This window comes from Mediterraneibacter sp. NSJ-151, assembly GCF_022487435.1.
Classification (GTDB): domain Bacteria; phylum Bacillota; class Clostridia; order Lachnospirales; family Lachnospiraceae; genus Schaedlerella; species Schaedlerella hominis.
Window position 1 is genome coordinate 114284 of the sequence record NZ_JAKVPP010000006.1, and the last position, 15606, is coordinate 129889.

8 protein-coding genes, 1 pseudogene and 1 riboswitch are annotated in these 15606 nt (G+C 38.4%); of the genes and pseudogenes, 8 read left to right on the forward strand and 1 reads right to left on the reverse strand.

The features are described 5' to 3' along the window. Nucleotides 1-43 precede the first annotated feature (43 nt). Complete coding sequence (locus LQE94_RS07925) at nucleotides 44-1441, reverse strand: MATE family efflux transporter (RefSeq protein ID WP_240577382.1); 1398 nt, start codon at nucleotides 1439-1441, stop codon at nucleotides 44-46. 231 nt (nucleotides 1442-1672) lie between these two features. Here LQE94_RS07925 and LQE94_RS07930 point away from each other — a divergent pair, with 231 nt between their 5' ends. The 8 genes and pseudogenes from LQE94_RS07930 to LQE94_RS07965 all read left to right on the forward strand — a co-directional run bounded on the left by LQE94_RS07930 (nucleotide 1673) and on the right by LQE94_RS07965 (nucleotide 15592). After that, nucleotides 1673-3253, forward strand: coding sequence for a glucose-6-phosphate isomerase (locus LQE94_RS07930; RefSeq protein WP_118688514.1), 1581 nt, complete (start codon nucleotides 1673-1675; stop codon nucleotides 3251-3253). 136 nt (nucleotides 3254-3389) lie between these two features. Then, nucleotides 3390-3578: riboswitch (cobalamin riboswitch) on the forward strand. 102 nt (nucleotides 3579-3680) lie between these two features. Beyond that, nucleotides 3681-4874, forward strand: a pseudogene (locus LQE94_RS07935) (sirohydrochlorin cobaltochelatase); the annotation flags it as partial. A 542-nt stretch (nucleotides 4875-5416) separates the two neighbouring features. Then, the gene (locus LQE94_RS07940; RefSeq protein WP_240577384.1) at nucleotides 5417-6193 is read left to right on the forward strand and encodes a ZIP family metal transporter; all 777 of its coding nucleotides are present in this window, start codon (nucleotides 5417-5419) and stop codon (nucleotides 6191-6193) included. A gap of 129 nt (nucleotides 6194-6322) precedes the next feature. Beyond that, entirely contained in the window at nucleotides 6323-8611 is a 2289-nt protein-coding gene (locus LQE94_RS07945; protein ID WP_240577385.1) for a GGDEF domain-containing protein, read from the forward strand. 94 nt (nucleotides 8612-8705) lie between these two features. Then, the gene (locus LQE94_RS07950) at nucleotides 8706-10697 is read left to right on the forward strand and encodes a diguanylate cyclase (protein ID WP_240577386.1); all 1992 of its coding nucleotides are present in this window, start codon (nucleotides 8706-8708) and stop codon (nucleotides 10695-10697) included. Nucleotides 10698-10704: 7 nt separating this feature from the next. Beyond that, the gene (locus LQE94_RS07955) at nucleotides 10705-11499 is read left to right on the forward strand and encodes a class I SAM-dependent methyltransferase (protein ID WP_240577387.1); all 795 of its coding nucleotides are present in this window, start codon (nucleotides 10705-10707) and stop codon (nucleotides 11497-11499) included. Continuing rightward, nucleotides 11492-13138, forward strand: coding sequence for a SulP family inorganic anion transporter (locus LQE94_RS07960; RefSeq protein ID WP_240577388.1), 1647 nt, complete (start codon nucleotides 11492-11494; stop codon nucleotides 13136-13138). Before LQE94_RS07955 ends, LQE94_RS07960 begins: the two co-directional genes overlap by 8 nt. A 24-nt stretch (nucleotides 13139-13162) precedes the next feature. Then, nucleotides 13163-15592 carry an EAL domain-containing protein gene (locus tag LQE94_RS07965; protein ID WP_240577389.1) on the forward strand — a complete coding sequence of 810 codons (2430 nt, stop codon included), beginning with the start codon at nucleotides 13163-13165 and terminating at the stop codon, nucleotides 15590-15592. Nucleotides 15593-15606: the final 14 nt, after the last annotated feature.

The following is a 15606-nucleotide window of genomic DNA, read 5'->3' on the forward strand; positions in this document are numbered from 1 at the left end:
TGCACTTGTAAGTTTTGAATGTCTTACAAGTGCGTTTCTTTTTTTATAAAATATCACTTCCGTCAGGAATCGTTGAAATAATAGTACGATAAATTCGGAAAAGAAAGAATAATGAAACCGTAAGGGATACAATTTCTGCAATAGGGAAAGACCACCATACTGCGTGAAGTCCTCCAAGCTTAGATAAAATATAGGCTGCAGGAACCAAAATAATAAGCTGACGCATAATGGATACGATCATGCTGAATACTGCTTTTCCAAGAGCCTGGAATACGGTACCGCAGATGATGCAGAACCATGCGATCAGATAATGGATACCGATGATCCGAAGTGCAGGGACGCCGATTTTGAGCATATCTGCGGATGCACTAAACATTCCAAGCAATGCCTGAGGAATAAATTCAAAACAAAGGAATCCGATAAATGTCAGGCAGAATGCAGTAATCATACTTAATTTAATTGTTTTAACCATACGTTTTCTGTTTTGTGCACCATAGTTGAATGCAATGATTGGAGTAATACCATTGTTTAAACCAAATACAGGCATAAAGAAGAAGCTTTGTAGTTTGAAGTACACACCAAAAACAGCAGTGGCAGTTGAAGAAAATTCAATCAAAATACGGTTCATGGAGTATGTCATAACAGAACCAATGGACTGCATGATGATAGAAGGAATGCCAATCGCATAAATTGTTCTGATAATTCTTCCATTTGGACGAAAACCGTGGAAGATAAGTTTTACTTCATGGTTGTATTTGTGATTGCACGTAAAGGCAACGACTGCAGCAACGCATTGTCCGATTACGGTTGCGACAGCAGCACCGGTCACACCCATCTTAGGGAGTCCGCATAATCCGAAAATTAAGATCGGATCAAGAATGATATTTGTAATCGCTCCACATAACTGTGAAGTCATGCTGAAGATCGTCTTTCCGGTTGAAGTCAGAAGACGCTCAAAATAAATCTGTGAAAGTAAACCGAAAGAAAAAATCATAACAGTACTTAAGTAGTCGATTCCCATCTCCATAATCTCAACATCGGCATGTCCCATCTGACTCATGTAAAATGGTTTGACAATAGTAAACCCGAGAATACAAATTACGACGTAACTTACAAAATAGAGAAATGCCGCATTGGAAGCAATTCGATTTACTTCGTCTGAACGACGCTCACCAAGTGCTTTGGAAAGCAATGCATTCATACCGACGCCGGTACCAGTTGCAACAGCGATTAAGAGCATCTGCAAAGGGAAGGCGAGTGAAACGGCAGTAAGTGCATTTTCAGATAATTTAGATACAAAAATACTGTCTACAATATTATAAAGTGCCTGCACGAGCATGGAAATCATCATAGGTAAAGACATGTTAAACAGAAGTTTACCAATCGGCATGGTTCCCATTTTATTTTCTGCTGCAGGGGCAGTTTTCATTTCTTGACTCATGTTTTCCTCCTTGTGGTTATTTTTTTGAAGTTGTATAAAAACACTAATTAATTATCATAGCATGGTGAAAAAAAACATACAAGGTTTTTTGTGTATATTTTGAGGTACATTTTTAGTAAAACAGATTTTGAAAGCATGTTAGCATTATCTTGAATTTATAGCAAAACAAGAGTATAATCAAAACATTGATGAGAGTTAAAATAAAGGGTGTAAGAAATAGGAGGATTAATTATGATCACTTGGAACAACTTAGATAAGCTTACTTCTTATCAGGAACTGGCAAAGACAAATAAAGTAAAACTTGCAGAGGTAATGTCAGGAGAGAATGGTGCAAAGAGAGTAAAAAATTACAGTATACCTATGGCAGCCGGACTGGCATACAACTATGCAGCAAAACAGGTTGACGAAGAGGTACTTGCAGCACTTGGCAAATTGGCAGAAGAAGCACAGCTGACAGAAAAATTCGAAGCTCTTTACAACGGAGAAGTAATTAACACAGGAGAAAAACGTCTTGTTCTCCATCACATGACACGCGGACAGCTCGGTGATGCAGTAGAGGCAGACGGAGTAGATAAACGTGCTTTCTATGTAGAACAGCAGGAAAAGATTGCAGACTTTGCAAATAAAGTACATGCAGGCGAGATTACAAATGCAGCTGGAGAGAAATTTACAACAGTTGTTCAGATTGGTATCGGCGGAAGTGACCTTGGTCCTCGCGCGATGTATCTTGCACTTGAAAACTGGGCTAAAAAGAACAATACATTTAAGATGGAAGCAAAATTCATCAGTAATGTAGACCCGGATGATGCAGCAGCAGTTCTGAATTCTATTGATGTTGCACATTCTATTTTCGTACTTGTGTCAAAATCAGGTACAACACTTGAGACATTGACAAATGAATCATTTGTTAAAGATGCATTGAAGAATGCAGGATTAGACGCTTCTAAACATATGATCGCAGTTACAAGTGAGACATCCCCATTAGCTAAGAGTGATGATTATCTTGCAGCATTCTTTATGGATGATTATATCGGAGGTCGTTTCTCTTCTACATCAGCAGTTGGAGGAGCTGTATTATCACTGGCATTTGGACCGGAAGTATTTGCACAGTTCCTGGAAGGTGCAGCAGAAGAAGACAAGCTTGCTATGAATAAAGACATTCGTCAGAATCCGGAGATGCTGGATGCATTGATCGGTGTATATGAGAGAAATGTACTTGGTTATCCAAGCACAGCAGTTCTTCCATATTCACAGGCACTTAGCCGTTTCCCAGCACATTTACAGCAGCTTGATATGGAATCTAATGGTAAATCAGTAAACCGCTTTGGTGAGCCGGTAGATTATGTAACAGGTCCGGTTATTTTTGGTGAGCCAGGAACAAACGGACAGCATTCATTCTATCAGCTTCTGCATCAGGGAACAGATATCGTGCCGCTTCAGTTTGTTGGATTTAAGAACAGCCAGATTGGTACAGATGTTGTTATCCAGGATAGCACAAGCCAGCAGAAATTATGTGCGAACGTAGCTGCACAGATTGTAGCATTTGCATGTGGTAAAGAAGATGAGAATCGTAATAAAAACTTTGAAGGCGGACGTCCATCAAGCATTATCGTTGGTGATCAGTTGACACCACAGGCTCTTGGAGCATTGCTTGCACACTTTGAGAACAAGATTATGTTCCAGGGATTTGTATGGAATGTAAACAGCTTTGACCAGGAAGGTGTACAGCTTGGTAAAGTTCTTGCAAAACGTGTACTTGCACATGAGACAGACGGAGCATTGAAAGTATTTAGTGATCTGTTAAATATTTAAAGATTCAATAGGAAAAAAGGTAGCGGCTCTTATTCATGAGAAAAGAGCCGCTGCCTTTTTTGTTTCGTTGGCTTTGATTTGACAGTACAAGATACCCATGCTAAGATAATACTGCTTTACATAAAAAATAATACAATTGCATAGAAATGTGTGAGGTGTCAGTCAAAAGTAATTTTGACTGGTGAAAAGGGAAACAGGTGAGAATCCTGTACGAACTCGTCACCGTATTTTGCGAGCTTATGCGATACTCCACTGGGGAACCGGGAAGGAGAAAAGAAGCGATTGAGCAATGAGCCGGGAGACCTGCCTTTCACAGTACAGGAATAGAATATTCAGGCCACGAGGAACTGGCAGTACGAAATAGACTCCGAAAAATTGCATTTGTATAAAATGTATGGCAAAAACAGTTATAAACAGGAGGACAACAATGAAAAAGAAACTGGTAATCTTATGTATCGCAGCAGCAATGAGTGTATCTATGTTAGGTGGATGTGGAAATTCTGCAAAAACAACAGACAGTACAAAAACAGAGGATACGACAAAAGACAGTGATCAGGCGGCAGCCGATAAAGTTGCAAAGCTGATCGACGACATTTATGTACAGGAAAGAACAGACAAAACAGATGAGCAGTGTAAAGCAGCTAAAGAGGCCTGGGATGCACTTACGGATGCACAGAAAGAATTGGTAGAGGGAGAGAATGCAGATCCAGATTATTTTGGAAGAGACACAGGAGATGCATCAAAGGATGATCCGCTCAATGCAGATGACATCGGGGAGAATGAGCTTTTAGTAGTAAGCTTTGGAACATCATTCAATGACAGTCGTGTAGCAGATATCGGTGGTGTGGAGAAGGCACTTCAGGAAGCTTATCCTGATTGGTCCGTAAGAAGAGCATTTACAGCACAGATTATTATCAATCATGTACAGGCTCGTGATGACGAGAAAATTGATAATGTGGAACAGGCACTGGACCGTGCAGTAGATAATGGCGTTAAGAATCTGATCATTCAGCCGACACATTTAATGCATGGAGCAGAATATGATGAACTGACAGAGGCAGTTGAGAAATATCAGGATAAATTTGAAACAGTAAAAATTGCAGAACCACTTCTTGGAGAAGTTGGATCAGATGCATCCGCAATCAATGAAGATAAAGAAGCTGTAGCAAAAGCAATCACAGCAGAAGCTGTAAAAACAGCAAAATATGATAGTTTAGATGCAGCAGCTGAAGATGGAACAGCATTTGTATTTATGGGACACGGAACATCTCATACAGCAAAGATCAGTTATTCGCAGATGCAGACACAGATGGAAAAACTGGGATACAAGAATGTATTTATCGGAACAGTAGAAGGAGAACCGGAAGATACATCATGTGAAGCAGTGATTGAAAAAGTAAAAGATGCAGGATATAAAAACGTAATCCTCCGTCCACTTATGGTTGTGGCAGGAGATCATGCTAACAACGATATGGCAGGTGATGATGACGATTCATGGAAGAGTCAGTTTGAGGCATCTAAGGAATTTGACAGTGTGGAGACACAGATTGCAGGACTTGGAGAAATCGCAGATGTTCAGCAGTTATATGTGGCACATACAAAAGCAGCAATGGACGCAGAAGGAATCAAAACAGAGCAGGCGTCAAAAACAGCATTGGAAGATGGAACATATACAGCAGAATTTAATACAGACAGTTCTATGTTTCATGTAAATGAGGCAATGGATGGAAAAGGAACACTGACAGTAAAAAACGGTAAGATGACAATCCATGTCAGTCTTGTGTCTAAAAATATTGTAAATCTGTTCGAAGGAACAGCAGAAGATGCACAGAAAGATGGAGCAAAGCTGTTAGAACCTACGACTGATACAGTAAAATATAGTGATGGAACAAGCGAAGAGGTGAATGGATTCGATGTTCCGGTTCCGGCACTTGATAAAGAATTTGATCTTGCTTTAATTGGAACAAAAGGAAAATGGTACGATCATAAGGTGAGTGTATCCAATCCGGTAAAAGCAGAATAGTAAATACAAAGAAGATATTCGATTTAGGAAAATGAATCGAATATCTTCTTTTTTGGTTGCATAACATAGGATAAAAAAGTAAAATACTTATAGGAATGTAATAATGAACGTGATGAGAATATCAATATAAAGGAGTGGATATGAAAGATATCTATATTATTTTGATTCCGTTTCTAGGGACTTCGCTTGGCGCAGCGTGTGTATTCTTTATGAAAAATTCGCTGAGCGATTCTGTGGAGCGGTCGTTGACTGGATTTGCCGCAGGAGTAATGATAGCAGCATCCGTATGGAGTCTGTTAATTCCGGCAATCGAGCAGTCAGAAAATATGGGGAAATGGTCGTTTATTCCGGCAGTGACAGGATTCTGGGCCGGGGTACTTTTTTTGTTGTTGCTAGATCGTGCAATTCCGCATTTGCATCGGAATAGTGAGAAAGCAGAAGGACCAAAGAGTAAATTACAGCGGACCACAATGATGGTGCTGGCAGTAACGCTTCACAATATTCCGGAAGGCATGGCAGTCGGAGTGGTTTATGCGGGATATTTATCTGGAAATGAAAAGATTACAGCGGCAGGTGCACTCGCTTTATCTATTGGAATTGCAATACAAAATTTCCCGGAGGGGGCAATTATTTCATTGCCGCTTAGAGCAGAAGGCATGAAGAAAACAAAAGCATTTGTCGCCGGTGTGTTGTCTGGAATTGTGGAACCGATAGGAGCAGTACTGACAGTTTTAGCAGCAGGATTGATCATTCCGTCAATGCCATATCTTTTAAGCTTTGCGGCAGGTGCAATGATCTATGTTGTGGTTGAGGAGTTGATTCCAGAGATGTCTCAAGGCGAACATTCCAATATAGGGACAGTATTTTTTGCGGTGGGATTTACTGTTATGATGATGCTGGATGTGGCACTTGGATAGCAAAAGTACATAGGAAAACGCTCTGTGAGGATGTGTAGTGATTTTAATGAGAATATGTCAGCTTACGCTGACCTTAATCACGCACCAGGCCTCACGTGCGTTTGACTTGAAGAAGGGGGAATGAAGGGTATGTTCATAGTGAGAGGAATCAATATCCTAGGATGTGTGCTGCTGGGAATCTGTGCAGACAGGGCAAGACGAAAGAATGGAGAATTGGCGAAAAGTGTGTGGGTATATGAGATGGCTGCATGTGCATGTGCGATCCTATCTACAATGTATATATATACTTCGAACCCTCAGGTGGCGACAGTACTCAAGAGTCTTCTTATGGCAGGAGTAGACTGGCTTTTACTATTGTTGATGGCTTTTACGCAGCGCTATACAGAGCAGTTTAAAGAAGTCAGATTTATAAGAAATGCAATGATAGTCTATGCGAGTCTGGATACGTTGTTTGCTTTGGCTAATATATGGTCAAAACAGATATTTTATGTGGAGATTACAGCAGATGCTCAAAAGCAGATATATTACGGAAGCTGGCAATATGTTCGGATGATGCATAGCATATATACGGTGGGGATTATTGCGATAATGCTTTTGACATATTGCATCGTTATTCTTAAAACATCGCGTTTTTATCGGATACGTTATACAATGATTGGACTGGCATTTTTATTAGATGGGATCGCAGCTGTATTTGCAGTACGGATAAGGGGAGAATATAATCTGTCATTTGTATTTTTTAGTATAACATCCGTTTTTATTTATTATTTTAGTTTGTGCTATGTGCCAAATGAATTACTGCAGAAAACATTTGCATTATTAATACAGGAATCCAATAGCGGGATAATCTGTTTTGATAATCTCGGCAGATGCATATACTGTAATGATGTAGTAAAAGAGCTTTGTCAAATAGGAGAAGATCTGGGTACTATAGAAAGACAATACAGGAAATGGTATACGGGAAATAAAGAAGATTTTGTGCAATCTTCGATTATATACCACACAGCGTATGGAGGAAAAACGGGAAAAGACAGAAAATTTGAAATCGTGGTCACACAGCTCCACGATGAGAAAGATGTTGTGGTCGGAGTTTGTTTTACATTTTATGACAGGACAAAAGAACAGGAAAAGCTGGAGTATGAACAATATCGTGCAACACATGACAGTTTAACAGGAATGTTAAATAAAGAACAGTTTTATGAAGAAACATATCAATTACTGCATAAATATTCAGATGAAAGCTTTTATATATTATACACGAATATTGAATCTTTTAAGTTTGTAAATGATATTTTCGGAATTGCAAAAGGAGATGAGATTCTCTGTAGACAGGCAGCGTCTATGGAAAGTTACGGAACAGAAAAGGTGTTGTGCGCCAGAATACAAGGTGATCATTTTGCAATGTGCGTTCCGGAATCCGAATTCTCGACAGAGCGTATCAGTGATGCAATTCAGAAAATAGAAGAGGAATTTACAAGCAATGTTTTTCATTTGCGTATATATGCAGGGGTATATGAAGTCGGAGACATAGAAGAGCCGATAAGCATTATGTGCGATAAGGCGAATATAGCCGGTGGGACAATTAAAAACAATTATCAAAAAAGAATTGCATTTTATAATACAGTACAACTTATACAGTCTCTGAAGGAAAAATCAATCATAGGAGAATTTGAATGTGCATTAAATAAAGAAGAATTTGCGATGTTCTTGCAGCCACAGGTAGATGCAAAAGGTCAGGTTCAGGGAGCAGAAGCACTTGTACGTTGGATTCATCCTGAAAAAGGTGTTGTTGCTCCGGGCAGATTTATGGACACATTGGAAAAGACTGGATTAGTATATAAATTAGACAAGTATATGTGGGAAAAAGCTGCACAAAAATTAAAAGAGTGGAAGCAAAAAGAAATACCATATTATATTTCTGTAAACATTTCTATAAAAGACTTTTTCTTCCTGGATATTTACGAAACATTTGTTCAACTGATAGAACAGTATGAGATAGAGCCGGAGAGGCTAAAATTAGAGATTACAGAGACAACGCTGATGTCAGATTTCAAAGAAAACATGAAAATATTGGGAAAGCTTCAAGCGTATGGCTTCCAAATTGAAATTGATGATTTTGGAAGTGGATATTCATCCTTGAATATGCTGAGGAACATCAAGGCAAATGTCTTGAAAATTGACCGTGATTTTTTGGTAGCGACAGAAAATGAAGTGCGAGATCAGGATATTCTACAAAGCATCATTGTACTTGCGGAGAAAATCGGCATGAGTGTGATTGTGGAAGGGGTAGAAACAAAGAAGCAGTTAGAAATGTTGATAGGTATGGGATGTAGGCTGTTTCAGGGATATTATTTTTCTAAGCCACTTAGCGTTGAGAAGTTCGAGGAATTCTTGAATTCAAATCAACGTGAATTTTAGATTATGACGATGGAAGAAATAAAAATACATATTATAGACAAGAGTATACATTTATCTTATAATGTATGAGGTTTACACACTAAAGGGGAAAAAGATGAAATCAGATGTGGTTATGACAAGACAACAGGCAGATGAATGGATTGCACATTTAGAAAATATATTTTCAGTGGTTCGTCTACTCGATGCAGAAGATATTAAAAAGAGAATAGATGGAGTGGAAACAGATACTCCTGTTACATGCCAGTGCTATTCATTTTGGAACAGGCAAGAAGAATGCAGTAATTGTATATCAATCAAAGCTTTGCAAGAGAAAAGTCAACATACAAAACTGGAATATCTCGGTTCGCAGATATTTTATGTGATTGCAAGATATGTAGAGATTGATGGAAAAGCTTATGTAGCAGAAATGTTATCCTGTCTGGAAGATGAAACAGTGTTGGATTCTAAAGGGAAAAGTCTTTTGATTAGTAAGTTGACTCAATATAATGAAGAGTTATATCGAGATGCACTGACAGGAGTATATAATCGTCGCTATTATGAAGCTTATGTGAAAAAAATGAACGGACGCATGGGCATTGCAATGATAGATTTGGATGACTTTAAATTATATAATGATACTTTGGGACACAATGCAGGAGATATGGTTTTAAAAACCGTAGCCAGAGAAATTCAGGCATGTATCCGGAAAACTGATATATTGATCCGATTTGGAGGAGATGAATTTCTACTTTTACTTCCGGATATTGATGAGACAGTATTTGCAAAAAAATTAAGACAGATACGAAAAAGAATATATGATGCAGAAGTACCGGAATACTCCTGGTTACATATTTCTGCAAGTATTGGTGGTGCATTGAAAGGCGAAGAGCCGATTGAAGAAACAATTGCAAGAGCGGATCAGTTGATGTATCAGGCAAAAAATAAAAAGAATATGATCGTGACTGATACAGATAAAATGAAAAATCTAGATACAACAAGTAAACAACGCGTTTTAATTGTAGATGATTCAGAGATAAACAGAGAAATGCTTGCGGAAATGTTAAAAGATGATTTTGATATTCTTGAAGCAGCCAGTGGTGAAGAATGTGTTGAAATGTTGCAGAAGCAGGGGACAGAGATTTCGGTTATCTTATTGGATGTCATTATGTCAGGGATGGATGGCTTTGATGTTCTGGAATATATGAATGAAAACCATTGGATCAAAGACATACCGGTTATAGTTATTTCAAAGGATAACTCCATTGCAAGTGTGACGAAAGCATATCAGATGGGTGCTTCTGAGTATATCGGAAGACCATTTGATGCAAAGGTTATCTATCAGAGAGTTTGTAATGTAATTAAGCTATTTGCAAAACAGAGAAGATTGATTGCACTTGTGACAGAACAGATTTACGAGAAAGAAAAAAATGAACGAGTACTGGTAGATTTGCTGAGTCAGATTGTGGAACTTCGTAATGGCGAAAACGGAGCACATATCCGTCACATGCATATTTTGACAGAGATGCTGTTGGAACAATTGGTTCAAAAGACAGACCGCTATAAGCTGAACTGGTCAGATCAGCTTGTTATTAAAACAGCGTCAGCGTTACATGATATTGGAAAAATCGGAATCAGTGAAAAGATTTTAAATAAAAAAGAGCCGCTGCCAGAGCGGGAGAAAGAATTGGTACAGGCACATACCATGCTCGGAGCATCTATGCTTGAAAATCTGGATTCACACAAAGAGGATGAGTTGGTAACAACAGCTTACGAAATATGCAGATGGCATCATGAAAGGTATGATGGAAAAGGCTATCCGGATGGACTTAAAGGGGAAGAGATTCCGATTTCAGCGCAGATTGTTTCATTGGCAGATGCCTATGATAAATTGACGCGAGACCGTGTGAATAAGAAAGGTATTTCTCATAAGGAAGCAATGAATATTCTATTGCATGAGAGAGCTTCGGAATTTAATCCGATTTTGTTAGAATGTCTTGAGGAAATTCAGGAAAACATCAGCAGAGCTATGCGGGATGGAGGCAGGAATTTAGAAGTATTCAACGAGGGCTCTGCTTATAAAAAAATGATAGAAGAGGCTGGGGAATAGAACATCTATGATGACAGAACTTGAAAAATATTACAATAAGTTTAACGAAGAAAAACGTCTGACAAGCAGACATGGGCAGGTGGAGTTTATTACTTCTATGAAATATATTCATAAATATTTGCCTGTGGATAAGTCTGCAAAAATCCTGGATGTGGGTGCGGGAACCGGAAGATATAGTGTTCAACTTGCTGAAGAAGGATACGATGTGACAGCAGTAGAACTCGTGAAATACAATCTGGGAATTTTGAAAAAGAAAAACAGTGCTGTAAAAGCATATCAGGGAAATGCAATGAAGCTTTCCCGTTTTCAGGACAAAGAGTTTGATCTGATTATTATATTTGGACCAATGTATCATTTGTACTCAAAGGAAGATAAGGTGAAAGCTCTTACTGAAGCGAAACGTGTGTTAAAAGATGAAGGTGTGATTCTGGTGGCATACTGTATGAATGAGTATAGTATTTTGACTTATGGATTTAAACAGAATCACATTTTGGAATGTATGGAAAACGGTAAGATAGATGAAAAATTCAGAGTGCAACCGGAAGAGGCCGACCTGTATGATTATGTGAGACTGGAAGATATCGACTCATATAATGATGCGGCAGGAATGGAACGTATACAGATCATTTCTGCAGATGGTCCGTCGGATTATATGCGACCGGTATTAAATGCGATGGATGAAAAAACATTTCAGACATTTATAGGATATCATTTGTCTACTTGCGAGCGCTTGGAACTGGTGGGGGCCGGTTCACATACAGTAGACATTATAAGGAAAAGGGATAATAAAAAACATGAATGATTTAAAACCAAAGTTGTTTGAGGTATTAAAAGATTATAATAAAGAACAATTGATGAAGGATATCATTTCCGGAATCATTGTTGCGATTATTGCATTACCACTTTCAATTGCTCTTGCAATTGCTTCCGGGGTAGGACCTGAGCAAGGTCTTTATACTGCAATCATTGCAGGCTTCTTTATTTCATTTTTCGGCGGAAGCCGTGTGCAGATTGGAGGACCAACGGCAGCGTTTGTCGTAATTATATATGGGATTGTTGCCCAGTATGGAACAGACGGGCTGGTTGTAGCGACGATTTTAGCCGGAATTATTCTGGTAATCATGGGATTGTGTAGATTTGGTTCCTTGATCAAATATATTCCATATACAATAACGACAGGGTTTACCTGTGGTATCGCAGTGACCTTATTTGTCGGACAGTTGAAAGATTTCTTTGGTCTTGAGATGGGAGCAGTTCCATCCGAGTTTGTGCAAAAAATCATTGCGTATGCAAATCATATTTCAACAATTAATGTAGTTGCCCTGGGAATTGGTGCACTGGCTGTTGTAATCATGCTTGTGTGGCCGAAGGTGACAGATAAAATTCCTGGTTCTTTAGTTGCTATTATTATAACAACAGCAATCGTATATTTTGCTAATCTTCCGGTCAATACGATAGGAAGTGTTTACGGAGAATTAAATTCTTCATTCCCGGCATTTCATATGCCATCCGTGTCTTTTGAGTTGGTACAGGAGATGCTTTCACCAGCATTTACAATTGCAATCCTGGCTGGAATCGAATCGCTTCTGTCAGCAGTTGTTTCAGATGGTATGATAGGAGATAATCATAAGTCGAATGCAGAACTTATCGGACAGGGACTTGGAAATATTTTCTCAGGACTTTTTGGAGGAATCCCTGCTACAGGTGCAATTGCCAGAACAGCGGCAAATGTAAGAAACGGGGGACGTACTCCGATTGCTGGAATTGTACATTGTATCACACTGGCAATTATTTTACTTCTTCTGATGCCGCTTGCAGCATTGATTCCAATGACAACGCTTGCAGCAGTACTTCTTGTCGTAGCGGCAAATATGGCGGACTGGAATTCATTTTTCAGACTGTGTAAAACAGCACCGAAGAGTGATGTGATTGTATTGGTTGCAACATTCTTCCTGACAGTATTCTTTGATCTGGTAGTTGCAATTGAAGTCGGTGTTGTGCTTGCCTCCTTGTTATTTATGAAACGTATGGCAGAAACAGCAGATATTAAAACATGGAAATACGTTGATGAGCCGGATATCACACCTGGTGAAGCTGAAAAACTAAGAGATATCCCTCGAAGCATCCGTGTGTTTGAGATTTCAGGACCATTGTTCTTTGCAGCAGCAGACCAGATATTAAGCATTAACAGTGATCACAGAACAAAGGTGATCGTAATTCGAATGAGAAGCGTACCTGCTATCGATGCAAGTGCGATGAAAACGTTGAGAGAACTTGTAGAACGGGCTGAGAAAAAACATATTACAATTATATTCTCCCATGTAAATGAACAGCCGATGTCAGTTATGGAGAAAGATCATTTTATAGAAGCTATTGGAAAAGATAATTTCTGTACAAATATCGTAGAAGCATTGGGTTATGCAGAGTCTCTTGTGAAATAGTGTGAAAAAGGAATAAGGTATAGAATGAATAAAAAGAGAATAAGCCGAATAATAGAATTCTTACTAATTATTCTTTGTATTGTATCTTTGGGATTTTTGATATTGCAGTCATATCAAAAAAATCAGGAGACAGAGAGTGCGGTAACAGAATTTTCCTCAGATTGGTTTTACTATAGAGACGGCGAAAAAGTAGAAGTGAATCTGCCTGTAACGATTACGGATTACAAGGAAGATACTCTTAATCTGTATCATGTCAGGATTACCGATGATGAGGATTTGAAAACGATTATTACAAAAGGTGCATATTACCGGATGCAGATTAAATTGGGAACACGGGTATTATATGAATATAATGACGAAGCATTTCCAAGAAACGCTCAGATGCGGCATAAATTAGAGTGTCGAACGCAGCTTCCGGATCATGTTGGCGGAAAGAAAATAACCTGCGTATATAAAAATGATGGCAGCAACACTTTTAAAATCGAACCCATATATATTGGATATAGTGATGCAGTTCTGTGTTATCAGCTGACTTCTGAAGGTTTGGTATTGTTGCTTGTGTTTATCATGTTTTTAATCAGCATGGCATCATTAGTAGTTCATATTTATTTAAAATACAAGAAGGTTGTAGAAACACGATTTTTACATGCAGTGATTTACTTAGTCAGTTGTGGAATATGGTGCCTGACAGATACCTCTCTGTTTCAGAATTTGTTTGATTATTCTCCGGCTGTAGCTTATGTTTCATTTTACATGTTTATGTTTTTCCCTGTTCCGATGATTCATTTTATTAGGGATACCAGAGGAATGGAGAAATATAGGATTCTGAATTGGTTGAATTATATTTTTTATGTAAATATTCTGGTACAGAGTGTATTGAAGCTGCTTCAAGTATTTGAGCTTATCGATATGCTGATAATTACGCATGTACTTATTGTAATCGCAATTATAATATTGGAAATATGCTTATATAAAGAATATCAGGCGAAAAGGACGGAAGAAATCAGAACAATTTTATTTGCATTTGTAGTAGTATCTGTAATAGGAATCACTTCTTTGTTGCTCTACTGGTTATTTGATATTACGAGATATGGTTTCATGTTTGAGTTTGGAAATTTGATTTTTGCCATTATTTTGATGAGTGGATTGCTACATACAGCATTTCATAATATGCAGTTTCGAGTAGAGGCAACGATTTATAATAAACTGGCGCGCAGAGACAGCCTGACACAGTTGCCGGATATTCAGTATTTTCAAGAATGGCTGCCAGAACAGAAGATTTCTAAAATCTATATGACAGCAGTTGTGCTGTTTCAATTAAAACGTGTGAATACGATTTATGGAACAAGCTTTGGAAATGAAATGCTTCGGAAGGTTTCAGAGTATATAAAAGAGCGGGTGGATGTAAACCAGATGTTCCGCGTAGGAGGAAATCAGTTTATCCTTACTGCATATTCAAAATCTGAGGCAAAGCGGATGCAAAAGGAACTGAAAGAATTATTTGAAGAAGAGCTTCGGATTGGTGAAGAACAAATTCATGTTCCGGCAATCATATGTGGTGTAGAATATGAACATGGTCAGGAGAGTGAGGTATTCCTATCGTATATTGAATATCTGACGGCACGGGCAGTAAAAAGTGGTGATACAATCGTGATCAAGGGCGATCAAGAAACCATGGATGGCTTTCAATATGAAAAGGAAATCGAAAGCTTTCTGCCAAAAGCAATCCGTGAGGATTTGTTTGAAGTGTATTATCAGCCGATATATTCATTAGAAAGACAAAGGTTTGTAGCGTTAGAAGCATTAAGTCGCTTAAAGCATCCGAAATTTGGTATGATACCGCCGGATGTATTTATTAGAATTGCAGAAAATACTGGTCAGATGAATGCATTAAGTTCTCTTCAATTTCGAAGAATCTGCCGTTTTATGAAAGCACATCCTAAGTTGCGAGAAAAGTTACTAAGTGTGAAATTCAATCTTTCGCCGGCACAGTTCTTGAAAAAGGGATACTGTCATAGTTTGATCGCTATGATTCACGAATACGATCTTCCGGTTTCATTTTTCCAGTTTGAGATTACGGAGACGGTGGCAACAGAATATAATGAAGAACTTTATCGTTTTGTAAAAGAATTACAGGCAGAAAGAATAGGATTGTGTCTGGATGATTTTGGCTCTGGATATGCAAATCTGAATACTGTATTAAAACTTCCGTTTGCATGTGTTAAGATGGATCGTTCATTACTTCAGGGAATTATGGAAGATGAAAAAGTAGCGAGGTTCTATCGAAATATGTGTGCAATTCTAAAAAATCAGGGATATAATCTGATCGCAGAAGGTGTGGAAGAAAAGAGAGAAGTAGAATTGCTAAACCAGTGGGGAATCGATCTGATTCAGGGATATTATTTCTCCAGACCGGTATGTGAGGAAGAGCTATTGAGACAAATCGTGGACTAAAATGAATGGAGATT